The 23,474-nt window shown below is 72.3% G+C and carries 15 protein-coding genes; 6 read left to right on the forward strand and 9 right to left on the reverse strand.

Going from position 1 to position 23,474, the window contains the following annotated elements:
• Positions 1–12: 12 nt before the first annotated feature.
• Together ACWD3E_RS22640 and ACWD3E_RS22645 are read left to right on the forward strand one after the other, a co-directional pair.
• Entirely contained in the window at positions 13–891 is an 879-nt protein-coding gene (locus ACWD3E_RS22640; RefSeq protein ID WP_451389330.1) for a hypothetical protein, read from the forward strand.
• 38 nt (positions 892–929) lie between these two features.
• Positions 930–5,576, forward strand: a complete 4,647-nt coding sequence (locus ACWD3E_RS22645) for a hypothetical protein (protein WP_451389331.1) — start codon at positions 930–932, stop codon at positions 5,574–5,576.
• Between the two features lie 3 nt (positions 5,577–5,579).
• On the opposite strand, the gene ACWD3E_RS22650 is transcribed toward ACWD3E_RS22645, so the two are convergent.
• The 8 genes from ACWD3E_RS22650 to ACWD3E_RS22685 all read right to left on the reverse strand — a co-directional run bounded on the left by ACWD3E_RS22650 (position 5,580) and on the right by ACWD3E_RS22685 (position 17,410).
• Entirely contained in the window at positions 5,580–7,130 is a 1,551-nt protein-coding gene (locus ACWD3E_RS22650; protein WP_451389332.1) for a GMC family oxidoreductase, read from the reverse strand.
• Between the two features lie 52 nt (positions 7,131–7,182).
• Positions 7,183–8,754 (reverse strand): APC family permease, encoded by a 1,572-nt coding sequence (locus ACWD3E_RS22655; protein ID WP_451389333.1) that lies wholly within the window; start codon positions 8,752–8,754, stop codon positions 7,183–7,185.
• 27 nt (positions 8,755–8,781) lie between these two features.
• The gene (locus ACWD3E_RS22660; RefSeq protein WP_451389334.1) at positions 8,782–10,251 is read right to left on the reverse strand and encodes an aldehyde dehydrogenase family protein; all 1,470 of its coding nucleotides are present in this window, start codon (positions 10,249–10,251) and stop codon (positions 8,782–8,784) included.
• The gene (locus ACWD3E_RS22665; RefSeq protein WP_451389335.1) at positions 10,244–11,374 is read right to left on the reverse strand and encodes an aromatic ring-hydroxylating oxygenase subunit alpha; all 1,131 of its coding nucleotides are present in this window, start codon (positions 11,372–11,374) and stop codon (positions 10,244–10,246) included. The genes ACWD3E_RS22660 and ACWD3E_RS22665 overlap by 8 nt, the downstream gene beginning before the upstream one ends.
• Before the next feature lie 11 nt (positions 11,375–11,385).
• Positions 11,386–12,540 carry an N-methyl-L-tryptophan oxidase gene (gene solA, locus ACWD3E_RS22670; protein WP_451389336.1) on the reverse strand — a complete coding sequence of 385 codons (1,155 nt, stop codon included), beginning with the start codon at positions 12,538–12,540 and terminating at the stop codon, positions 11,386–11,388.
• 9 nt (positions 12,541–12,549) lie between these two features.
• Positions 12,550–15,087, reverse strand: a complete 2,538-nt coding sequence (locus ACWD3E_RS22675) for a GcvT family protein (protein WP_451389337.1) — start codon at positions 15,085–15,087, stop codon at positions 12,550–12,552.
• Between the two features lie 97 nt (positions 15,088–15,184).
• A complete protein-coding gene (locus ACWD3E_RS22680; RefSeq protein ID WP_451389338.1) occupies positions 15,185–16,270 on the reverse strand; it encodes an S-(hydroxymethyl)mycothiol dehydrogenase in 1,086 nt (361 codons plus the stop codon).
• A gap of 300 nt (positions 16,271–16,570) precedes the next feature.
• Positions 16,571–17,410 (reverse strand): IclR family transcriptional regulator, encoded by an 840-nt coding sequence (locus tag ACWD3E_RS22685; protein ID WP_451389339.1) that lies wholly within the window; start codon positions 17,408–17,410, stop codon positions 16,571–16,573.
• A 299-nt stretch (positions 17,411–17,709) separates the two neighbouring features.
• Between ACWD3E_RS22685 and ACWD3E_RS22690 the strand changes: the two genes are divergently transcribed.
• Together ACWD3E_RS22690 and ACWD3E_RS22695 are read left to right on the forward strand one after the other, a co-directional pair.
• The gene (locus ACWD3E_RS22690) at positions 17,710–18,033 is read left to right on the forward strand and encodes a bifunctional 3-phenylpropionate/cinnamic acid dioxygenase ferredoxin subunit (RefSeq protein WP_451389340.1); all 324 of its coding nucleotides are present in this window, start codon (positions 17,710–17,712) and stop codon (positions 18,031–18,033) included.
• Positions 18,030–19,214: an NAD(P)/FAD-dependent oxidoreductase gene (locus ACWD3E_RS22695; RefSeq protein WP_451389341.1), complete on the forward strand. Its 1,185-nt coding sequence runs from the start codon at positions 18,030–18,032 to the stop codon at positions 19,212–19,214. The genes ACWD3E_RS22690 and ACWD3E_RS22695 overlap by 4 nt, the downstream gene beginning before the upstream one ends.
• A gap of 75 nt (positions 19,215–19,289) precedes the next feature.
• Here the strand turns inward: ACWD3E_RS22695 and ACWD3E_RS22700 are convergent, their stop codons facing one another.
• Positions 19,290–19,823 carry a hypothetical protein gene (locus ACWD3E_RS22700; RefSeq protein WP_451389380.1) on the reverse strand — a complete coding sequence of 178 codons (534 nt, stop codon included), beginning with the start codon at positions 19,821–19,823 and terminating at the stop codon, positions 19,290–19,292.
• 420 nt (positions 19,824–20,243) lie between these two features.
• Between ACWD3E_RS22700 and ACWD3E_RS22705 the strand changes: the two genes are divergently transcribed.
• The gene (locus ACWD3E_RS22705) at positions 20,244–23,042 is read left to right on the forward strand and encodes a nitrate- and nitrite sensing domain-containing protein (protein WP_451389342.1); all 2,799 of its coding nucleotides are present in this window, start codon (positions 20,244–20,246) and stop codon (positions 23,040–23,042) included.
• Positions 23,039–23,473, forward strand: a complete 435-nt coding sequence (locus tag ACWD3E_RS22710; RefSeq protein ID WP_451389343.1) for a roadblock/LC7 domain-containing protein — start codon at positions 23,039–23,041, stop codon at positions 23,471–23,473. Before ACWD3E_RS22705 ends, ACWD3E_RS22710 begins: the two co-directional genes overlap by 4 nt.
• Position 23,474 lies beyond the last annotated feature (1 nt).

Genomic DNA, 23,474 nt, shown 5'->3' on the forward strand with positions numbered 1-23,474 from the left:
GGAGCCCGAGCCGTGACTGAGCACGTCGAGTGGAGTGACACGGAGGCCCCGGCCCCGTCGGCGTCCGCCGCCGTCACCCCAGCCGACGCCGCCGACGCGGCGCGGCTCGTCGCCTTCGGGCTCCAGCCCAAGCTGCAGCCCGCCCGCGACCAGGAGTACACGGAGCTGCTGCGCCGCTACCGCGAGGACCCCGCCTTCGCGCGCCTCGCGGACGCCGTCGCCGCCGGCCTGGGCCTCGTCGTGCTGGAGGTGTCCCCGCGCGCGGGGATGGCCGTGACGGCCGCCGAGGACTCGGTGTTCGCCGTCCGCATGGGCGACTACGCGCGCCGCACCGCCGCCGACTCCGGCGACCGCTTCCTGCACGGCCTCGCCCATCTCGCCGCCGCCGCGCTGGCGTTCCCGCGCCCCGAGGACCTGTCCGACGACTCCTACATCGGCCGGGTCACCGTCAACGGCGTCGACGCCTTCGTCCGGCAGGCCTGCCGCCGCCTGGAGGAGCGCGCCGAGGAACAGGGCGAGAACACCGACCCGGCCACCGACGCGCCCGGCCTGGAGGCCGCCTGGCGGATCTGGGCCAGACGCAGCGCGACCGGCGCCACCAAGGACGCGCGCCGGCCGGCCGCCTCCACCACGGGCATCGTGGCCAAGGCCGCGGCCTTCCTCACCGACTCGGGCTTCCTGCAGCGCACCGGTGACGAGAACGGCGGCACCTACCGCACCACGGCCCGCTACCAGCTCCAGGTCCGCGACCTGGCCGGCAGCGCCGCCATGGCCGAGCTGCTGGAGCTGGGCGTCGTCCCCGTCACCGACGGCACCGCCAGCCTGCTGCCCGCCGAGGACCTCGACGACCTGGACCTGGTCGCCGACGCCGGGCTGCCCTTCCACTCCTGAACTTCCCCGATCTGCCAGAAGACTGACGAGAGTCCGCCATGTACGAGCTGTCCCGGGTCCGCCTCTACTCCATCGGGCCCGCCGGTGCACGCTACGCCGACACCGTGCTTGACCTGCGGGGCGTGGGCGCGCCCGTGCCCGACCCGGCGCCCATGCAGGCGGAGTTCTTCGAGGAGGAGCCGGCCGGCCCGCCGCGCCGGCCCGCGCCCGCGGGCGTGCTGTTCCTGGAGAACGGCGGCGGCAAGTCCGTGCTGCTCAAGCTGATCTTCTCGGTGATGCTGCCGGGCCACCGCAACACCCTCGGCGGCGCCAGCTCCGGCGTGCTGCGCAAGTTCCTGCTCGCCGACGACTGCGGACACGTGGCGCTGGAGTGGCAGCACGTGCAGACCGGCGAGTGCGTGGTCGTCGGCAAGGTCAGCGAGTGGCGCGGACGCCAGGTGTCCAACGACCCGCGCAAGTTCGCCGAGGCCTGGTACTCCTTCCGGCCCGGGCCGGGCCTCAGCCTGGACAACCTGCCCGTCGCCGAGTCCACCGCCGTACGGCCTCCTGTGGAGGGCTCCTCCGGCGCCCAGGGCCGCCGCCGCACCATGAAGGGCTTCCGGGACGCCCTCACCGAGGCGGGCAAGGCCTACCCGCACCTGGAGGTGCACTGGGAGGAGATCCACGAACGCTGGACCGAACACCTCGGCGACCTCGGCCTCGACCCCGAACTCTTCCGCTACCAGCGGGAGATGAACGCCGACGAGGGCGAGGCGGCCGGCCTCTTCGCGGTCAAGAAGGACTCCGACTTCACCGACCTGCTGCTGCGCGCGGTCACCGACACCCGTGACACCGACGGCCTCGCCGACCTGGTCAGCGGCTTCGGCAACAAGCTGGGCCGGCGCGCCGAGCTGATCGCCGAGCGGGACTTCACCGCCGGTTCCGTGGACCTGCTCGGACGGATCGTGGAGGCGGCCGAGGCGCGTTCACGCGCGCGTGACATCCACGCCGGGGCCGAGCGTCGTACCCGGACGCTGGCCCGGCGGCTGACCGCGCGGGCCGTGCAGGAGCGGGTGCGGGCCGCCGACCTCGCCCAGCGGGTCACGGCTGCCGCCTACGCCGTCACGCACTCCGAGGGCGCCCGCGAGCGCAGCGCTCTGATCGCCGCCGAACTCGCCTACCGGCACGCCTCCCTGGCGCTCGCCGCCGCCGAGAAGTCCGCCGCCGCGCAGAAGCGCGAGCTGGCCGACGCCCGCACGCTGCACTCCGCGTGGCAGGCTGCCGAGGCCGTGCTGCGCCACCGTGCCGCCGCCGACCGCGTCGCGCGCGTGTCCGCCGCCATCCAGGAGGCCGAGCGGGACGCGGCCCCCGCGCTCGCCGCGCGCGCCAAGGCCGCCGTGGACCTCGTACGGGCCCTGCACGCGGCGGCCGGGAGCGCCGAGAGCCTCGCCAACGAGGAGGAGGAGCGTTCCGCCGCCCTCCAGGAGGTCAGCGACGCCGCCTACCGCGACAACACGTCCGCCGCCACCGAGGCGCAGCGCGCCCGCAGCGAGGCCGGGCACCTGCGCCAGCGCCTGGCCGAGGTCGAGCAGGAGACCGCCGAGGCCGTCCGCGCGGGCTGGCTCGACGACAGCGCCCCGGACGCCGACCCGGCCCGTGCAGCGCTCGCCGCCAGCGACGCCGAGAAGACCGCCGTGGCCGCCTGGGACACCGCCCGTGAGGCCGCCCGCAAGGCCACCGTGCACGCGCGCGAGGCGGCCTCCGCCGAGTCCCGCGCGGAACTGACCGCGGCCCGCGCGGCCGACGCGGCGACGGCCGCGGAGCGGTCGTACGAGGCCGAGCGCAGGCTCGCCGAGACGCTGGCGGCCGAGGAACGGCTCGCCGAACTGCTGAGCCTGCCGGGCGCGACCGCACCGGCACGCGCGGGTGTGCCCGCACCGAGGACGGAAGCAGCCGACGGCATCCAGGACCCCGACGGCAGCCCCCGTCCCGTCGGCGAGGGCCCGCTCTCCGCCCAACAACTCGACGGCTTCGCCGACGAGTTGCGCGAACTCCTCGACGGCGCCGTGTCCACCGCCGAACGCCACCTGTTCGAACTGCGCACCGCCGCCGCCGACGACGCCCGTATCCTCGGCGCCCTCGGCGACGGCGGACTGCTGCCGCCAGGCCCGGACGTGCTGGCCACCGTCGAGTACCTCGGTGAGCACGGCATCCCCGCGCTGCCCGGCTGGCGCTACCTCGCCCAGGCCGTCGACCCCGCCGACCACGCGCGCGTGCTCGCCGCCCGCCCCGAACTGGTCGACGGCGTGATCATCACCGACCCGGCCACGCACGCCCGCGCCCGCGAGGCGCTCGCCGAAGCCGCCCTGCTGCCGCGCTCGGCCGTCGCCGTCGGCACGGCCGCTGCCCTGCTCGCCCCGACCCCCGCGGACGACGCCGGCACCGGCGACGTCTTCCTCGTGCCGCCGAACCCGGCCATGCACGACGAGCACGCCGCCGACGAGGAGCGGCAGGCACTGCGCGCGCGGGCCGGCGAGCGCGACGAGGAGATCCGCACCCTGGCCTCCCGGCTCGGCAAGGACCGCGAACTGGCCGCGCGACTCGCCTCCTGGCGCACCGGCTGCCCGGCCGGACGGCTCACCGAACTCGCCCAGGCCGCCCAGGAGGCGCGCGCGTTCGCCGAGGAGGCCGAGGCCGAACTCGCCGAGACCCGCACCGCCCGCGCTGAGGCCGACGAGAGCGCCGCCGAGGCCGCGCAGGTCCGCGACGAGCGGCAGGAGGCCGCGCAGAAGGCCCGCCGCGCCGCCGACGCCCTCGCCGGACTCGCCTACCGGCTGCGCGAGCGCGCCGGCTGGCAGGTCCGCCTGCGCGAACTCGCCGACGAGGCCGCCGAGTCCGAGGCCCGCGCCCAGGCCTGCCTGGAGCGCGCCCGCGCCGCCGACGAGGACCGCCGCGCCGCCCAGCGCGCCGCCGACGACGCCCGCCGCACCACGCGTGCGCTGCGCGCCGAGCGCTCCGAGATCGCCGGCGCCCCCGACGACGTACCGGACGGTGGAACCGACGCCCCGAAGGCGCCCCTGCCCGCCCTCCGCGAGGCCTACCGGGCCGCCTCCCAGGTGTACGAGAAGGTCGGCGTCGGCGCCGACCTGCGCGCCGAGCAGGCCCGCGCGGAGAGCGACGAGAGCGCGGCCCACGCCGAACTGAACCGGCTAAGCAACAAGGTCCGCACCCGCGCCGAGCAGCTGCTGCAGTCGCCCGACGGCTCCGACGGCCCCTCCCGGCAGGCCGCCGCCGCGCGTGCGGAGGAGCTGGTGCAGCTCCTGGAGACCCGCATGTCGACCGCGAGCGAGCAACTCGGCCGGCTGCGCGGTGAGGCCGAGCGGCACGCCCCCGAGGACGGCGAGGCGCACACCGAGCTGTCCGAGGAACTCGTCCCGCGCGACGCCGAGCACGCCCAGGCCCTGCTGCGCACCGCCGCCGCCGAACTCGCCGCCCGCACCGAGGCGCTGGCGGAGGCCCGCGAGGCGCACGCCGAGCTGCTGGAGGCCCACCGGGCCGCCGAGGACGCGGCCGGCGGCTTCGACGAGATCGCCGCGATGCTCCGGGACCTGCTGCGCGAGCACAGCCCCGAGGAGCAGCAGGAGGAACCGGAGCCGTACCCCGGCAGCCTGGAGGAGGCCCGGCACTCCGCCGCCGAGGCCCGCCGCTCGCTGCGCGGCTGCGCCGCCGACCTGTCCGCCGCCGAGTCGGCCGTGCGCGAGGCGAGCGACATCCTCGTCCGGCACGCCAATTCCACGCGCTACGAGCAGGTCCGCACCCCCGCCCGGCAGCAGATCCGCGAGCTGCCCGCCTCCGCCCTGCCCGAGCACGCCCAGCGGTGGGCGGACGCCTTCGCACCCCGGCTGCGCGTCCTGACCGACGAACTGGCGCAGCTGGAGCGCAACCGGGACTCGATCGTGGACCGGCTGCGCGGCCTCGTGGAGTCGGCGCTGGCCACGCTCAGGTCCGCCCAGCGGCTCTCCCGCCTGCCCGAAGGGCTCGGCGAGTGGTCCGGACAGGAGTTCCTGCGCATCCGCTTCGAGGAGCCCGACCAGGCCACGCTCACCGAACGGCTCGGCGAGGTCATCGACGACGCCACGCGCGCGGCCGTGAAGAAGAACTCCGACCTGCGCCGCGACGGCATGTCCCTGCTGCTGCGCGGAGTCGCCGCCGCGCTCCAGCCGAAGGGCGTGGCCGTCGAGATCCTCAAGCCCGACGCCGTACTGCGCGCCGAGCGCGTGCCGGTCGGGCAGATGGGCGACGTGTTCTCGGGCGGTCAGCTGCTCACCGCCGCCATCGCGCTGTACTGCACGATGGCCGCGCTCCGGTCGAACGACCGGGGGCGGGACAAGCACCGGCACGCGGGCACGCTGTTCCTGGACAACCCGATCGGCCGCGCCAACGCGACGTACCTGCTGGAGCTCCAGCGGGCCGTGTCGGACGCGCTGGGAGTGCAGCTGCTGTACACCACGGGCCTGTTCGACACGACCGCCCTCGCGGAGTTCCCGTTGGTCATCCGGCTGCGCAACGACGCCGACCTCAGGGCGGGCCTGAAGTACATCAGCGTGGAGGAACACCTCCGGCCCGGGTTGCCGCAGCAGCCCCAGGCCGGAGAAGCGGTGCACAGCGAGATCACGGCGACACGGATGTTCAAGCGGCCGGCATAGCCGTCAGGCGTCCTCCTTCAGAAGGTCCGCACACTTCTCGCCGATCATCATGGTCGTGATGCACGGGTTGACGGCGATCAGGTCGGGCATCACCGACCCGTCCGCGACCCGAAGCCCCTCGACCCCCTTGACCCGCAGCCGCGCGTCGAGCGGGGCCGAGGGGTCGTCGTCGGCGCCCATCTTCACCGTGCAGGACGGGTGGTAGACGGTGTTGTGCGTCCGGTGGATGTAGTCGAGGAGTTCGTCGTCGGTACGGACGTCCGGCCCGGGGGCCAGTTCCGCGCCCGCCCAGCCGCTCAGCGCCGGTTGCGCGGCGATGCGCCGGGCGAGTCTGATGCCGTACGTCATCACCCGTACGTCGTGCTCGTGCGTGAAGTACCGCGGATCCACCATGGGCTTGTCCCGGTAGTCCCGCGTCCGCAGCCGCACCGTGCCCCGTGACTTCGCCTTCGTCACGTTGGGCGTCAGGCAGAACGCGTTCTCCGAGGTCGGGTAGCCCCACCGCGCGGTGTTCATGTCGAACGGCACCGAGCCGTAGTGGAACATCAGGTCGGGGCGGTCCAGGCCGGGTTCGGTGTCGTAGAAGACTCCCGCCTCCCACCACTGGCTGGACGTGGTGGTCATGGGCTGCCTGGCCTCCCACATGATGACGCCCTCGGGGTGGTCCTGGAGGTTCTCGCCGACGCCCGGCGCGTCCACGACGACCTCGACGCCGACCTCGCGCAGGTGCGCGGCCGGGCCGATGCCCGAGAGCATCAGCAGCTTGGGCGAGTCGATCGAGCCGCACGAGACGACGACCTCGCGCCGGGCCCGCACCGTGCGCGTGTGCACGAGGTCGGGGTCCAGGTACTCGGCGCCCACGCACCGCCGCCCCTCCAGCACGAGTCTCTTGGCCCGCACTCCGGTGCGCACGTCGAGGTTGGGCCGTTTGCCCAGCACCGGGTGGAGGTAGGCCACGGACGAGGACTGGCGGATGTTGTTCTCGTCGGAATTGATCTGGAACCAGTTGGCCCCGCGCACCACCGTCTTCCCGGTGTTGAACGGGACCGTGGGTATGCCCGCCTGCGCACACGCCTCCAGCAGGGCCGTGCCGCACGGGTCCTCGCCCTTGAGCGTGCGCAGCTTCACCGGGCCGGTGCGGCCGTGGTGGTCGCCGGGCGCGTCGTTGTTCTCCAGCCGCCGGTACAGCGGGAACAGGTCGGCCGCGCTCCAGCCCGTGCAGCCCTGGGCGGCCCAGTCGTCCAGGTCCTCCGCGGGCGCCCAGAAGGCGATGCAGGAGTTGTGCGACGAACACCCGCCCAGCACCTTCGCACGCGCGTGCCGCATAAAGCTGTTGCCGCTGGTCTGCGGCTCGACCGGGTAGTCCCAGTCGTAGCCGGACTCCAGCAGCGCCATCCAGCGCTCCAGCCGGAGGACGTCGTCGTCGCCGACGTCGCTCGGGCCCGCCTCCAGGACGCACACCGTCACGGACGGGTCCTCGGAGAGCCGCGCCGCCACGACATTGCCCGCGGTGCCGCCGCCCACCACGACGTAGTCGAACTCATCGATGCTCATATGGCCTCCCTGTCAGCCGGATTCACGTCAGCCGGATTCATGTCAGCCGGATTCACTCGGCCGCCGGGGCGGCGAGGGGTGCGGTCGGGGCGGCGGGCGCGGCCTCCAGGCGGTGCTCGGCGAGGACGCCGGTGCGGTGGCGCTGGACGAACCAGTAGTAGGCGAAGCCGCCGCCCGCGATGACCGCGACGAACAGCACGGCGCCCCAGCGCAGGTACCAGTGGTACGGCGCGGACGCGTTGTAGACGGAGGCCCGCGGCCAGATCAGGTTGACCGTCATCGCCGCGCCCCACACCACCGCGACGAGGTTGACGAGCAGTCCCCAGCGGCCCAGCGAGAACCTGCCCTCGCCCGCCGGCTGCCACCTCCCGCGCAGCCGCGCCACCAGCATCGGCGCGGTGACGCCCAGATAGGCGAGGTAGATCATGACGATGCCGATGCTGGTGACGACCGTGAAGATCTGCGGCTGGCGGATGTTGACCACGAGGATCGCCAGTGCCAGCACACCGATGATCACGGCCGGCAGCACCGGGGTCCGGAAGCGCGGGCTGACCCGGGCGAGCAGCGAGGACGCGGGCAGGTTGTTGTCCCGCGCCATCGCGAACGCCAGCCGGATGGCCGCCGTGTGCACGGCGAGCGCGCACACCGTGACGGCGATCAGCACGCACCACAGCATCGCCTTGCCGGCCGTCGGGCCCAGCACGTCCAGTACGACGTACTGGAGGCCGTCCGTGGACAGCTTGTCGCCCTTGAGACTGGAGACGCTCATCAGCGCCAGCAGCAGCACGAGACCGCCCAGGACGAAGGAGGCGACGATGGCGCGGATGATGGCACGCGGGGCGTTGCGGGAGGGGTCCAGGGACTCCTCGCCGAGCGAGGCGGCGGTGTCGAAGCCGTACATGACGTACGCCGAGGCCAGCGAGGCGACCAGGAACGCCCCCAGGTAACCGGTGGAGTGGCCCGCGCCCGTGTGGTTCGTCTGCATGACGACATGAGGACCACGGGTGATGTGGACGGCGAACAGGATGATCAATACAACGGTGGCGATCAACTCGATGAATACGCCGGCTGTATTGATCGTGGCCATCAGCTTGACGCCGAAAGCATTGACGAGCGTGGTGAACAGGATCAACACGGCGGCCAGGATGACCGCGTTCGTCGCCACGTCGTACTTGCCGCTGCCGTTCCCGACGAACTGGAACGTGGACGAGATCTGCGGCAGCGTCAGCTGATAGGCGAGCGCGACCGCCGAGATGGACACGATGGACGCGATCAACATCATCCATCCGGCGAGCCAGCCGAGATGCGGATTGCCGATCTTCTTCGACCAGTTGTAGACCGATCCCGCCACCGGGTAGCGGGCGGCCAGTTCGGCGAAGCACAGGGCCACCATGAACTGGCCGGCGAACACCATCGGCCACGACCACCAGTAGGCGGGGCCGCCGCTGCCGTAGCCGAAGTAGAACAGCTGGAAGGTGCCGGTCAGGATCGAGATGTAGCTGATCCCGGCGGCGAAGGTGTGGAAGTTGCCGAGGGTGCGCTTGAGTTCGGGTCTGTAGCCGAACTCGGCGAGTTCGGCGTCGTCGTGGTGGTGTGGGCCTGGCGGCTGCTCGGTGGACGTCATGAGCGGACTCCTCGCGGGCCTGGAGTTTCAGTCGAACCAGCCTTGCGGCGTGGGCGCGGTGGTGCGCCATATGTGCTTCGTCTCGCGGTACTCCGCGAGCCCCGAAGGCCCGAGTTCGCGGCCGAACCCGGACTGCTTGTAACCACCCCATTCGGCCTGCGGCACGTACGGGTGGTAGTCGTTGATCCAGACCGTGCCGAGCCGCAGCCGTGCGGCGACCCGGGCGGCCTTGCCCTCGTCGCTCGTCCACACGGCGCCGGCGAGCCCGTAGACGGTCTCGTCGGCGAGCCGGACGGCCTCCTCCTCGCCGCTGAACCGCTCCACGGTCAGCACCGGCCCGAAGGACTCCTCCTGGACCACGGTCATGCCGCTGGTGCACTCGTCCAGGACGGTCGGCAGGTAGTAGAAGCCCTCGTCGTAGCCGGGACCCGCCGGCCGGGCGCCGCCGCAGCGCAGCACCGCGCCCTCCGCCAGCCCCCTGGCCACATAGGCCTCCACCTTGGCCCGGTGGGCCGCCGAGATCAGCGGCCCGGTCTGCGCCCGCTCGTCGAACGGCCCGCCCAGCCGGATGCGCCCCGCCCGCCGTACGACCTCGTCGACGAACCGGTCGTGCAGCGCGTCCTCGACCAGCAGCCGGGCCCCGGCCGAGCACACCTGCCCGGAGTGCAGGAACACGGCGGTCAGCGCCATGTCGACCGCGGCTTCGAAAGCGGCGTCCGCGAAGACGATGTTCGGGTTCTTGCCGCCGAGTTCGAGCGCGACCCTCTTCACCGTGCCGGCCGCGGCGGCCATCAGCCGGCGGCCGGTGTGCAGACCGCCGGTGAACGACACGAGGTCGACATCCGGATGGTCACCGAGCGCAGCCCCCGCCTCTGGACCGGCGCCGAGCACCAGGTTGGCCACGCCCGCCGGCAGCCCCGCCTCTGCCAGTAGCCGGACCAGGTGGATCGCCGTGTGCGGGGTCAGCTCGCTCGGCTTCAGGACGAACGTGTTGCCCGCCGCGAGAGCCGGGGCGACCTTCCACGCGGTCTGCAGCAGCGGATAGTTCCAGGGCGTGATCAGGGCGCAGACGCCGACGGGCTCGTGCACCACCCGGCTGTCGACGCCCGCCCGGCCGGTGTCGACCACCCGGCCGGCGGCCTCGCTCGCCACCAGCCGCCCGAAGTAGCGGAAGCAGTTCACGACGTCGTCGAGGTCGTACGCGCTCTCCACCAGCCGCTTCCCTGTGTCCAGGGACTCGGCGCGGGCGAGGGCGTCCTTGTCGCGGACGAGCAGGTCCGCCACCCGCAGCAGCAGGTCACCGCGCTCCTGAGGGGCCGTGGTCGGCCACCGGCCGGTGTCGAAGGCACGGCGGGCCGCCGCGATCGCCTCCGCCGTGTCCTTGCCGCCCGCCTCGTCCACGACCCCGACCAGGGAGCCGTCGGCGGGACAGCGGATCTCGCGCGTGCGCCCGTCCAGGGCAGCGCGCCACTCGCCGTCGATGTAGAGATCAGGCATGGGCAGCCCCCAGCCGGGTCAGCAGCCACTCGTGGAAGATCCCGATGTGGTGCTCGCTGGGGACCAGTACGCCGCCGTGGCGGTACGCGCGCGAGGACATCGCCGGCTGGGTGCGCTCGCACGCCTCGAAGTCCTGGACGTTGACCCGGTGGAACAGCTCCACCGACTTCGACACGTCCGCGCCCGAGGCCACCACCTCCGGCGCGTACAGCCAGTCGCACTCCACCACCGTGCGGTCCTCGGCCAGCGGGAACATACGGTGAAGGATGACGTGGTCCGGTACGAGGTTGACGAACACCGTCGGCTTGATCGTGATGGCGTAGTAGCGGCGGTCCTGGTCGGCGCCGACCTCCGGGAGCCTGGCGAAGCCCTCGCTGCCGTCCACCGTGAAGCCCTTGATCTCCGCGCCGAACTCGGCGCCGTGGCCTACGTAGTACTGGGCCGCGTAGCCGTCCGCGAACTCCGGAAGCACATCCGTGAGTTCGGGGTGGATCGTCGCGCAGTGGTAGCACTCCATGAAGTTCTCGACGATCAGCTTCCAGTTGGCTTTCACGTCGTAGATGATGCGCTTGCCGAGCGCCAGATCCGCGGTGCCGTAGTGCTCGATGGCGGCTGCGTCGCCGAGCCGTTCGACCGCCGCGTACATCACCGTGTCCTCGAAGGAGGGCGGTTCGTCGGCGAGGCACACCCAGGCGTAGCCGAGCCACTCGCGCAGGGCCACCTTGATCAACCCGTACGCGACGCGGTCGACATCGGGCATCTTGATCAAGTTGGGTGCGGCGATCAACTTGCCGTCAAGGTCGTACGTCCATGCGTGATACGGGCACCGGAGGCTGCGCCGCACCTCGCCGGACTCCTCGGTGCACAGCCGCGCCCCGCGGTGCCGGCACACATTGAGGAAGGCGCACAGTTCGCCGGTGCGGGAGCGGGTGACGATGATGCTCTCGCGGCCCACCTGGACTGTGCGGAAGGCACCCGGCCTGTCCAGGTCGGCGCTGCGGACCGCGCAGATCCACATGGACTCGAAGAGCTTCTCCTGCTCCTGCCGGAAGACGTCCGGGTCGGTGTAGTAGCGGCCGGGCAGTGTCGCGATGAGGCTCGGGGAGATCGGGGTCGTCGTCACGGGCGTGCTCCTCAGGCGGGCGCGGCGGTGAGCCGGGCGGGGTCGAAGAGGCCGACGGGGTGCGTGGTGGAGCCGGTCAGCGCCAGGTCGGCCAGGATCTCGCCGACGACGGGCACGAACTTGAAGCCGTGCCCCGAGAACCCGCAGGCCACGGTGACCGACTCCGGGTGGGCGGGGTGCCGGGCGATCACGAAGTGCTCGTCCGGGGTGTTGGAGTACATGCAGGTGGCGGCCTTGAGGAAGGTGCCGGGCAGGTCGGGGATGCAGCGGGACATGTGGTCCGCCATGGCCCGGATCTCGTCCTCGTGCACGGTCCGGTCGATGGTCTCCGGGGTGGTGACCTGGCCCTTCCTGAAGAAGGCGACCTTGGCGCCCAGCTCCGGGCCGTCGATGGCCGGGAAGCCGTACACCTGGACGCCGTCCGCGTCCTCGCAGATGTAGATCGGGTGCTTCTCCGGGCGGAACGGCTCGGTGCCGCCCCGCGGCTGGAACCAGTACATGACCTGCCGTTCGATGGTGAACGGCACCCCGAGGTCGGTGAGCAGCTGCGGCGCCCACGCGCCCGGGCAGATCACCAACTGCCCGGCCGTGTAGGTGTTCTCGGCCGTATGGACGCGCACCCCCTCCCGGTACGGCTCCCAGCGCAGCATCGGCTCCTCGAACTGCAGCTCGGCGCCCTGCCGGGTGGCGAGCTGGAGGTGCGCGGCGACGGTGTTCTCGGGGCGGAGCAGACCCGCCTTCTTCTCGTACAGCGCCACTTCGTCGTCGCACGGGGCGAGGGTGGGGAAGCGGCGGCGGATCTCCTTCGCGTCGAGCATCTCGTGCGGCAGGTCCCACTGCCGCGCCGAGCGCAGCGAGCCGGACACGGTCCGCGAATCCGGCCGTCCGACCATCACACCGCCGCAGAGGACGGCGATCTCCCGGCCGGTCTCCCGCGCCAGGTCCTCGTACAGCTCGTAGGCTCGCAGCAGCAGGGGCACGTACGCCGGGTCCTCGAAGTAGGACTGCCGGGTGATCCGCGAACCGCCGTGGCTGGAACCGCGGCTGTGCACCGGCCCGAACTTCTCCAGCCCGAGCACACGGGCGCCGCGCGCGGACAGGTGGTGGGCGGCGGCGCTGCCCATGCCGCCGAGCCCGATGACGATGACGTCGTAAGACGGGGACACGGGCGCCTCCTAGCGTCGGATGCGGGTCATCTCCGGGTCGAACAGCGGCTCTTCTGCGACGGTGGCCGACACCTTCTCGCCGAAGTACGCGATGTGCACGCCCGTGCCGGCGGCGAGGCCGGCCGGCAGCCAGGCGTAGGCGACGCAGCGGCCGAGCGTGTAGCCGTACGACGCGCTGGTCACGTAGCCGGCGGGGGTGCCGATGGGGGCACCTCCCGCTCGAGCGGAGTCGAGAGTGGGGGAGAACACCGGCTCCTTGCCGAGCACGACGGCGGAGGGGTCGTCGAGGAGAAGCGGGGTGAGCCAGCGGGCCGGCGCGGCCAGGTCGGTCAGACCGGTCAGGCTGCGCAGGGCTTCCTGGCCGACGAACTCCTCCTTGTCCATGCGGACCGCGAAGCCGAGGCCCGCCTCGAAGGGGTGGTGCTCGTCGGTCATGTCGGTGCCCCACGCCCGGTAACCCTTCTCCAGGCGCAGGGAGTTGAAGGCGGAACGCCCGGCGGCCACGACGCCGAGGTCACGTCCGGCCTCCCACAGCGTGTCCCAGAGCCTGAGGCCCAGGTCGGCGGTGGTGTACAGCTCCCAGCCCAGCTCGCCGACATAGCTGAGCCGCAGCGCCGTCACCGGCACGTGCCCGAGGTACGTCTGCTTCGCCCGGAAGTAACCGAAGCCCTCGTGGGAGAAGTCGTCCCGGGTCAGCGGCTGGACCAGAGCGCGGGCGAGCGGGCCCCACACACCGACGCAGCAGGTACCGGAGGTGATGTCCCGGATCTCGATGTCCGCGGGCGCGTGCCTGAGCAGCCAGTCAAGGTCGGCGGGGGAGTTGGCGCCGACCTGGAAGCGGTCGGGGGCGAGGCGCGCGACGGTGAGGTCGGAGCGGATGCCTCCGGTCTCGTCGAGGAGCAGGGTGTAGGTGACCGCGCCGGGCTTCTTGCGGAGGTTGTTGCTGGTCATCCGGTCGAGGAAGGCGAGGGCGCCGGGGCCGGTGACCTCCAGGCGGCGCAGCGGGGTCATGTCGTACAGGGCCACCCTCTCGCGGGTCGCCCGGGCCTCGGCGGCTGCGATGGGGGACCAGTAGCGGGCCGACCAGGCGTCGCGCGCGGGGAGGTCGCCGAGGGCGTCCACGAGTGGGGCGTTCGCCTCGTACCAGTGCGGGCGTTCCCAGCCGCCGCCCTCCAGGAAGAACGCGCCGAGCTGCTGCTGGCGGGCGTGGAAGGGGCTGACCCGCAGGGGCCGGGGCTGCTCCATCGGCTGGAGGGGGTGCAGCACGTCGTACACCTCGACGAACTGTTGTGAACCGCGTTCACGGACGTACGACGGTGAACGCTGCGCCTCCTCGAAGCGCGTGAGGTCGCACTCGTGCACGTCGGTCGACGGCCGGCCGTCGACCATCCACTCGGCGACCGCCCTGGCGACACCCGCGGAGTGCGTGACCCAGACCGCCTCCGCCAGCCAGAATCCCCGCAACTGCCGCGCCTCCCCGAGGACCGGCATGCCGTCAGGGGTGAACGAGAAGACGCCGTTGAACCCCGTCTCGATCTCCGTCGCGCGCAGCGCGGGCAGCAGCCACCGGCAGTCCTCCCAGCTCGGCGCCCAGTCCTCCGCCGTGAAGGGGTACGACGAGGGCATCTCCATGTCCCGGGCGCGCGCCTCGTCGTAGGCGAGGACGGCGAACGGGTCGACCGGCAGCGGCCGGTGTGCGTACGAGCCGATGCCGATGCGGTCGGTGTGCTCGCGGAAGTACAGATCGCGGTCCTGGAAACGGAGGATGGGCCTGACCGCCTCTTCCGTGGCCCCGCTCAGCTCGGGCAACGGCCGCGTCCTCGCGTACTGGTGGGCGAGGGGCTGCAGGGGTACGTCGATGCCGGCCATGCGGCCGATCACCGGGCCCCAGAACCCGGCCGCCGAGACGACGTGGTCGGCCGGGAACGCGCCCCGGTCGGTGACCACGCCGGTGACGCGGCCATCCTCCTGCTCGATGCCGGTGACGGTGTGCCGGTCCAGGAAGCGGGCGCCGCGCGCGCCGGCCCGGTCCATCTGGGCGCGGGCCGCGAGCAGGGCGCGGGCCAGGCCGTCGTCGGGGGTGTGGAAACCACCGAGGACCACCGAGGCGTCCAGCAGCGGCCAGAGTTCCTTGCAGCGGGCGGTGCTCACGATCTCGCCGCGGATGCCCCAGGAGGCGGCGTAACCGGCCCGGCGGTGCAACTCGGCCAGGCGCTCGGGGGTGGTGGCGAGCTCCAGGCCGCCGACCTGGTGGAAGCAGGAGACGCCGTCGACTTCGAGGGAGCGGAACTTCTCCACCGTGTACCGGGCGAACTCGGCGAGGGTCTTGGACGGGCTGGTCTGGAAGACGAGCCCGGGGGCGTGGGAGGTGGAGCCGCCCGGGGCGGGCAGAGGGCCCTGTTCGAGGACGGTGACGTCGGTCCAGCCGCGGGCGGTCAGTTCGTCGGCGAGGGAGCACCCGACGATGCCGGCGCCGATGACGACGACGCGCGGGCCCTGGGATCGGCTTTCGGGGCCGCGGGAGCGGATTTCGGGTGTGCTGGACATGCCCCTCCTTGTGGTGGCGGGGATGGCAGTTTCGGGGAGTCGCTCAGGCTGTCCTGGTTGTGGCCGCTGTGGCCGCCGTGGACGACGGCCGGGTCCGTCAGAAGACCACCACCGAGCGCAGCACCTCACCGCGGTGCATCTTTGCGAACGCCTCCTCCACCTGGTCCAGGGCGATCGTCTCGGACACGAACGAGTTGAGGTCGAGCAGGCCATACAGGTACTGGTCGATGAGGAACGGGAAGTCCCGGCTCGGCAGACAGTCGCCGTACCAGGAAGACTTGATGGCGCCGCCGCGCGAGAAGACGTCGATCAGCGGGAGTTCGACTCTCATCTCGGGGGAGGGCACGCCGACCTGGACCAGCAGGCCCGCGTGGTCCCGCATGTAGAAGGCCTGGGTGAAGGTCTCGGGCCGGCCCACCGCGTCGATCGCGATGTCCACGCCGAAGCCGTCGGTGAGCGCGCGGACCGCCTCCACCGGGTCCGTGCCACGGGAGTTGACGGTGTGGGTGGCGCCGAACCGCTCCGCCTGGTCCAGCTTCTTGTCGTCGACGTCCACGGCGATGACCTTCATGGCGCCGTTCAGGCAGGCCCCCGCGATGGCCGCGTTGCCGACGCCGCCGCAGCCGATGACGGCGACCGAGTCACCGCGGCCGACCTGGCCGGTGTTGACCGCGGCGCCGTAACCGGCCATGACCCCGCAGCCGATCAGGCCGGCCGCCTCGGGGCGCGCGGCCGGGTCGATCTTCACGGCCTGCCCGGCCGCCACCAGCGTCTTCTCCGCGAAGGCTCCGATGCCGAGGGCGTTGCTGAGCGGGGTGCCGTCCAGCAGCGTCATCGGCTGGGTGGCATTGCGGGAGTCGAAGCAGTACCAGGGCCGGCCCCGGCGACAGGAACGGCAGTTGCCGCAGGGCGCCCGCCAGGCCAGCACCACGTAGTCGCCCGGCTCGAGGTCGGTGACTCCCGGGCCGACCGCCTCGATCGTGCCGGCGGCCTCGTGGCCCAGCAGGAACGGGAAGTCGTCGGTGATCGCGCCGTCCCGGTAGTGCAGATCCGTGTGGCACACCCCGCAGGCCTGCACGGTGACAAGCACCTCGCCGGGGCCCGGATCGGGGACGAAGATCGTCTGCACCTCCACGGGTGCGCCCTTCTTGGCGGCGACTACGGCACGGACCTCGTGTGGCACGACAAGCTCCTCTGCTGTTGCGCATTGCACGATGGGTTGCGTGATGGGGAACATATTGGGAACGGCGTCGCGGGGCCGTCAAGAGGTGCGCGTCAACCCACGGCACAAGGAACCCGTCGGGCGAAACCTCTCGGACACACAGCGGCGCGGGACCGGTAACGCCCTGGTCCCGCGCCGCTGTTGTGCGCTGTGGATGTCGGTAAGCCGGTAAGCCGGTAAGCCGGTAAGCCGGTACGTCAGTCCGTCGCCAAGTCGGCACGTCGGTACGTCGGTACGTCGGTACGCCTGCTCGTTCCTCCGTCAGAAGCCGTAGCCCATGCGGCGGGACAGCTGCGCGCCCGCGGCCACCGTCCGCTTCGCCACCTCCGGGAGGCGGTCCGGATTCAGCCGGTACACCGGCCCCGAGACGCTGATCGCCGCGATCACCTTGCCGTCGTGCGCCCGGACCGGCGCGGCGACGGCGGACAGGCCCAGCTCCAACTCCTCGATCGTGACGCCGTAGCCCTGCTCCACCACGGCCTCCAGCTCGGCGCGCAGCATCGCCGCGCCGGTGATCGTACGGTCCGTGAACCGGTGCAGCGGCCGGGCCAGCAGGCCTTCGCGCAGGGTGGGCGGCATGTGCGCGAGCAGCACCTTGCCGCTGGAGGTGGCGTGCAGCGGGGTGCGTCTGCCCAGCCAGTTCTGGGCGGTCACCGCCGCCGTGCCGCGGGCCTGCATGATGTTGACGGCCGCGTCGTCGTCCAGCACGGCGATGTTCACGGTCTCGCCCAGCTCGTCGGCGACCTCGCGGCAGACCGGGACACCCTCCTGGGAGATGTCCAGCCGCACCGCCGCCGCCCCCGCGAGGCGCAGTACGCCGGCCCCCAGGTAGTACTTGCCGCGGTCCTTGGCCTGCGCCACCAGGCCGCGGTTCTCCAGGACGCCGAGCAGCCGGAACGCGGTGGACTTGTGCACGTCCAGCTCCTCGGCGATCTCGGTGACCCCCGCCTCGCCGTGCCGGGCGAGGATCTCCAGCACGCTCACCGCGCGGTCCACCGACTGCACCGCGCTGGCGGCTCCGCGGCCGTTCTGCCTCTCCGGGGCCCCTGGGTGCTCCGTGGTCCCCTCGCTGCGGTCAGACTGCTTCTGCGTGCGGGTCATGGCTCAACTCTCACCACCTGTGGGCCCGGTTCGGGCCGCATCTGCGGGAAGCCCTTGACGTGACGGTCGTCCCGCCCGGATTCTGTTGCGCATAGCGCTCGCTTGTGCGCCATACGAAACTCCATGTTACCGAAGCGTCCGGATCCCGGAAGGGTCCCGGACCGCCTGGACCGATGACGGTCCGTCACTCCCGTGCCGTGCCACCGCCCGGACCCAAGAAGGTCCGGAGCCCGCCTGCATCCCTACCGCCTGCATCGAGCAGGTCCCGGACCGAGTGTCCCGGACCGAGAGGGGGGCCCGTGATTCCCGTCTGCCGCCTCGAAGACCTCCCCGAGGGCGAGTCCGTCCGCGTCGAGACCTCGCCGCCCATCGCCGTGTTCCGCACCGACGACGGCGAGCTGTACGCCATCGACGACACCTGCACCCACCAGGACGCGTCCCTCTCCGAGGGCTGGCTGGAGGGCTGTCTGGTCGAATGCCCGCTGCACGCAGCCTCCTTCGACCTGCGCACCGGTGAGCCGACCTGCCTCCCGGCCCGGCGCCCCCTGCGCACCCACCGCGTCACGGTCGAGGACGGCATCGTCCACGTCCACCTCACCGTGAAGGAGGACACGGCCGCATGAGGACCGTGACCGTCGTCGGCGCCTCGCTCTCCGGGCTCTACGCCGCCCGTGAACTGCGCGCCCAGGGCTTCGACGGCCGACTGGTGATCGTCGGCGAGGAACCCCACCGCCCGTACGACCGACCTCCGCTCTCCAAGGACTTCCTCACCGGCCGTACCGGCGAGGACCGGCTCGCCCTCACCGACGCCGACGACATCGCCGGACTCGACGCCGAGTGGCTGCTCGGCATCCGCGCCCGCGGACTCGACCCCCGCGGCCGTACCGTGCTGCTGGAGGACGGCCGCACCGTCTCCACCGACGGCGTCGTCATCGCCACCGGCGCCGCCGCCCGCCGCCTCCCCGGCGACAGCCGCGCCGGAGTCCACACCCTGCGCACCCTGGACGACGCCCGTGCCCTGCGCGCCGACCTCACCCGGGGCCCGTGCCGTGTCGTCGTCATCGGCGGCGGCTTCATCGGCGCCGAGACCGCCTCCTCCTGCGCCCTGCTGGGTCACGCGGTCACGGTCGTCGAAGCCGCCCCGCTCCCGCTCGTACCCCAACTCGGCGCAGACATGGCCGCCGTGTGCGCCGCGCTCCACCGCCGCGGCGGGGTGGACCTGGTCACCGGAACCGGTGTCGCCGGGTTGCGCGGCACCGCCAAGGTCAACGGCGTCGAACTCACTGACGGCCGCACCCTGCCCGCCGACGTCGTGATCGTCGGGGTCGGCGCCACGCCCAGCACCTCCTGGCTCATGGGCTCGACACTCGCCCTCCAAGACGGAGTGCTGTGCGACGACGGTTGCGTGTCCTCCCTGCCCCAGGTCGTCGCGGTCGGCGACGTGGCCCGCGTCGGCGGCACCCGGGCCGAGCACTGGACCTCCGCCACCGAGCAGCCCCGGGTCGCCGTGGCCAACCTGCTCGCCGGCCGCACCCTCCACACCCTGCGTACGGTGCCGTACTTCTGGTCCGACCAGTACGGCTCCCGCCTCCAGTTCGCGGGCCGGTGGCGCGACGGGGACACCGTCCGGGTCACGGAGGGCGAGCTCACCGCCGACGGTCCCGGCGAGAGCGGCTTCCTCGCCCGCTACGAACGGGACGGCCGCACGGTCGCCGTGTTCTCGATGGACCGCCCCCGCCCCTTCACGCGGGTCCGGCGAGAACTCGGGCGGGAGGAGAGCCGGGTGGCGCCGGTCGCGCTGTGACGCCCGACCGGGCTGCGACGGCCGACTGAGTCACGACAACGCGACCTCGCCGTGACGGTCGGTGTCGCGCCCGGATCAGGAGTGCGACAGCTGCCCGGTGCCGCCCCGCCCGGGTATCCGCTCCTGCTCCCGCAGAGCGGAACGCTCCTGGTGCCGGCGGGCGCGCCGCTCCCGGCGCAGCGCCCGTGCCGTGCTGCTCGGCTCGGAGACGACCCCGTACCGCTGGTTCCACACCTGGCGGGTGACCCACACGTCGACCACGGCCCAGGTGGCCACCACCGTGCTCACCACGCTGCTGATCACCATCGGGAAGGCCGGCCAGGACCCGGCCATCGTGCACAGGAACGCCACCATCGCCTGGATCAGCGTCACCGAGGTGATCAGTACCGCCCGCACCGCGGCCGTGCGCACCGGATCGGGCAGCCGGCGCCGTCGCGCGGGCTCCTCGACCCACAACGGCCGGTACTGCTGCTGTTGTTGTCTCTCGGTGGACCCCCGGGTGCGCTCACGCGCCGGAATGTCGCGATCCGGCACCTCGTGGCCCCGCCGCGCCGCCGAGTGCTCCGCCACGCTCTCCTCGGGCGCCTCGCGCCGCTCCTCCGTGCCCATCACCGTGTCAACTCCCCACCGCCAGCAGACCGCTCGCCCCGGTGCCCGAAGACTCCGACTCCCCAGTGGCTGCCCGGCTTGCGCTGTTTTACGCCGCCCGGATGCGGGATGCGGCTCCTGTGTCCGATTCCGCCCCCATTTCCTGTAGAGAAGGACGCACGACGCCGCCCGAAGATTCCCACCGGCGAAGATTTCCAGCCAACCAGTTGTCCGGGCTCCTGTCGCAGGTCCCGCCGCAGGTGGTCGAATTGCGGCGACAATCTCCCGTAATGCCCGGACAACTCGTCATCTCTCGCCGTCAGTTCGGAATTTAACACTCCGGATATGTCTTCGAGTTACCTGTGGGGCGGTAGTAGGCTCGCGCCGTTTGTTGACGGACATGTGTGCCCCCGACCGGCGGGGGTCAAGCTGGGGGAGGCCATGCGCTTTCGCGGGAAGTCGATCCGCCGGAAGATCGTGGCGCTGCTTCTCGTGCCGCTGGTATCCCTGACGGCGATCTGGGGCTTCGCGACGGTCATCACAGGACGTGAAGTCGCCAAGATGTTCCATGTGTCCGGTGAGATGCAGGACATCGGCTATCCGACCGAGGACGCGATCCGAGCCCTTCAGCAGGAACGCCGCCAGACTCTCCTCTACCTCGCCGACCCGCGAGCCGCCGACGCCGTTTCGGCGCTCAACCGCACCCGCACGGCCACCGACGGGGCGATCGCCAAGGTCCGCAAGAACGCCAAGAGCGAGGACAGCCTGGACAGGAAGGGGCGCGACAGCCTCACCACCGTGCTGGACGCGTTCCACGGCCTCGACTCGCTGCGTCGCAGCGTCGAGGAGGGCACGGTCACTCGCACCGAGGCCTACAACCTGTACAACCGGCTCGACGACGCCTGTTACATCCTGCTCTTCGCTCTCGACCAGGTCGACGACGTCAACCTGGTCGAACAGGCTCGCGCCCTGATCCGCGTCTCCGCCGCCCGCGAGGCGCTCTCCCGTGAGGACGCACTGCTCGGCTCCTCCCTGGTCGTCGGCACGCTGACCCGTCAGGAGATCCGCGAGGTCACCACCCTCATCACCCAGCGCACCACGATGTACGCCGACAGCCTTTCGCAGCTGCCCGCCGCGGAGCGCGAACGCTACGAACGTTTCTGGAAGAACGCCACCACCGCCGGGCTGCGGGTGGCCGAACAGACCGTCACCAACAGCGCTCCCGGAACCCCCCGCGGGATCACCGCGAAGAGCTGGGACTCCGCGGCGGCCGACGCCCTCGACGGACTCGGCGCTCTCGACGACCAGGCGAACGACCACTTCCAGAGTCGCGTACACCCCGCGGCCATGCGCGTCATCGTGCAGGCGGTCGTCGCGGGCCTCCTCGGCCTGATCGCCGTCGTGTTCTCCATCGTCGTGTCCGTCCGCGTCGGCCGCGGTCTCATCCGTGATCTGCGGCAACTGCGGCTGGAGGCCCATGAGGCGTCCGGCATCCGGCTGCCCAGCGTGATGCGCCGCCTGTCTGCCGGTGAACAGGTCGACGTGGAGACCGAGGTACCACGCCTGGAGTACGACAAGAACGAGATGGGCGAGGTCGGCCAGGCCCTCAACACCCTGCAGCGGGCGGCCGTCGAGGCCGCCGTCAAGCAGGCCGAACTGCGGGCGGGCGTCTCCGAGGTGTTCGTCAACCTCGCCCGTCGCAGTCAGGTGCTGCTGCACAAGCAGCTCACGCTGCTCGACACCATGGAACGCCGGACCGAGGACACCGACGAACTCGCCGACCTGTTCCGCCTGGACCACCTCACCACCCGCATGCGCCGGCACGCCGAGGGCCTGGTGATCCTTTCCGGTGCCGCACCCTCGCGGCAGTGGCGCCGCCCCGTGCAGCTGATGGACGTCGTCCGGGCCGCCGTCGCCGAGGTCGAGGACTACGAGCGCATCGAGGTCCGGCGCCTGCCGCGCGTCGCCGTCACCGGACCGGCCGTCGCCGACGTCACCCACCTCGTGGCCGAACTCCTGGAGAACGCCACGGTCTTCTCGCCCCCGCACACCGCCGTCCAGGTCCTCGGCGAGCGCGTCGCCAACGGCTTCACCCTGGAGATCCACGACCGGGGTCTGGGCATGACGGCCGAGGCACTGCTGGACGCGAACCTGCGGCTCGCCGAGACCCCCGAGTTCGAACTCTCCGACACCGACCGGCTCGGCCTCTTCGTGGTCAGCCGTCTCGCCCAGCGTCAGAACGTCCGGGTCTCCCTCCAGCCCTCGCCCTACGGCGGGACCACCGCCGTCCTCTTCATCCCCGACACCCTGCTGACGGATGACGTACCGGACACCAACGGCATCGGCTTCCGCCTCGACCGCAGCCGGCCCGCGAAGGAGGCCGAACCGGCGGCGGGCCGCGCCATCGCCCGGGCCCAGGCACCGGTGCAGCTGCCCGGCCTGCCGACCTCCCTGCTGGACGGACCGGTCGAGCTGGAGGCACCCGTCCACTTGGACGGACTCGACGACTTCCCCGGCGCCCTGACGGACCAGGACAGCGAGCGCGGCGGACTGTTCCGCCCCCGCCGCTCCCGCTCCCGCGCCGACGACCAGGCCGCCCCCCGACCCGGCGACCGCCCTCAGCCGGCTTCCTCGCACAGGGACGACACGCAGGACGGCGGGGCCGTCGGCGGGCTCGTACCGCTGCCCCGGCGGCAGACGCCCAAGCTGGTCAGCTCCCATGGCAGGCCGGTGACCGAGCAGCGCTCCCGCCGCAGCGAACCGCAGGAACAGCCGGGCGCGGGCGGACTGGCCCCGCTTCCCAGCCGCCGACGCGGTGACGCCTCCCCGAGCGCCCCCGGGCCCGCGGACCGCGCCGAGGAGCGCCTGCCCGCTCCGGGCCGCGACGAGACCTTCGGGACCCCGGGTCTGCCCCGGCGGCCCCGGCACGCCGCCGCCGTGACCGGAGGACCGGGCGAGGAAGCCCCGGCGGCCGGTGGCACTGCCGCGGAACCCGGGCCGGGCACCCGACCTCTTCCCCGGCGCGTACGACAGGCCAGCCTGGCCCCGCAGCTGAAGCAGGACACCGAACGGAGCGCCGAACGCGAGCCCCGGTCCGTGGCCGACCGCGACGCCGACGAGGTCCGCAGCCGGATGGCCTCGCTCCAGCGCGGCTGGCAGCGTGGCCGTGAGGACAACGCCGCGGGCGACGGGGCCCAGAACGGCACAGCACCAGGAACGACTAAGGGGGACGGTCGATGACCGCACCGAAGGCCACCGGCCACACGGAGACGAACAAGGGAGAGCTGAACTGGCTCCTTGACGAGCTTGTCGACCGGGTCGCCAGCATCCGCAAGGCCGTCGTACTCTCCGGCGACGGTCTGCCCACGGGGGTGTCCAAGGACCTGACCAGGGAGGACAGCGAGCATCTGGCGGCCGTCGCATCCGGCTTCCACAGCCTCGCCAAGGGCGTGGGCCGCCACTTCGAGGCGGGCACCGTCCGGCAGACCGTGGTCGAGCTGGACGATGCCTTCCTGTTCGTGACCGCTGCCGGGGACGGCAGCTGCCTCGCCGTCCTCTCGGACGCGGACTCCGACGTCGGGCAGGTCGCCTACGAGATGACGCTCCTGGTCAAGCGGGTCGGCGTGCACCTGAGCACCGCTCCGCGCACCGATGTGGCCATGGGCGGGTAGT

It is taken from the genome of Streptomyces sp. NPDC002676 (assembly GCF_053592455.1).

What these genes read in the sequence shown, in the direction of transcription:
- ACWD3E_RS22645 (WP_451389331.1), top strand. Translation starts at nt 930, where the DNA reads ATGTACGAGCTGTCCCGGGTCCGCCTCTACTCCATCGGGCCCGCCGGT.
- ACWD3E_RS22650 (WP_451389332.1), bottom strand. Translation starts at nt 7,130, where the DNA reads ATGAGCATCGATGAGTTCGACTACGTCGTGGTGGGCGGCGGCACCGCG.
- ACWD3E_RS22655 (WP_451389333.1), bottom strand. Translation starts at nt 8,754, where the DNA reads ATGACGTCCACCGAGCAGCCGCCAGGCCCACACCACCACGACGACGCC.
- ACWD3E_RS22660 (WP_451389334.1), bottom strand. Translation starts at nt 10,251, where the DNA reads ATGCCTGATCTCTACATCGACGGCGAGTGGCGCGCTGCCCTGGACGGG.
- ACWD3E_RS22675 (WP_451389337.1), bottom strand. Translation starts at nt 15,087, where the DNA reads ATGTCCAGCACACCCGAAATCCGCTCCCGCGGCCCCGAAAGCCGATCC.
- ACWD3E_RS22685 (WP_451389339.1), bottom strand. Translation starts at nt 17,410, where the DNA reads ATGACCCGCACGCAGAAGCAGTCTGACCGCAGCGAGGGGACCACGGAG.
- ACWD3E_RS22695 (WP_451389341.1), top strand. Translation starts at nt 18,030, where the DNA reads ATGAGGACCGTGACCGTCGTCGGCGCCTCGCTCTCCGGGCTCTACGCC.
- ACWD3E_RS22700 (WP_451389380.1), bottom strand. Translation starts at nt 19,823, where the DNA reads ATGGGCACGGAGGAGCGGCGCGAGGCGCCCGAGGAGAGCGTGGCGGAG.
- ACWD3E_RS22705 (WP_451389342.1), top strand. Translation starts at nt 20,244, where the DNA reads ATGCGCTTTCGCGGGAAGTCGATCCGCCGGAAGATCGTGGCGCTGCTT.
- ACWD3E_RS22710 (WP_451389343.1), top strand. Translation starts at nt 23,039, where the DNA reads ATGACCGCACCGAAGGCCACCGGCCACACGGAGACGAACAAGGGAGAG.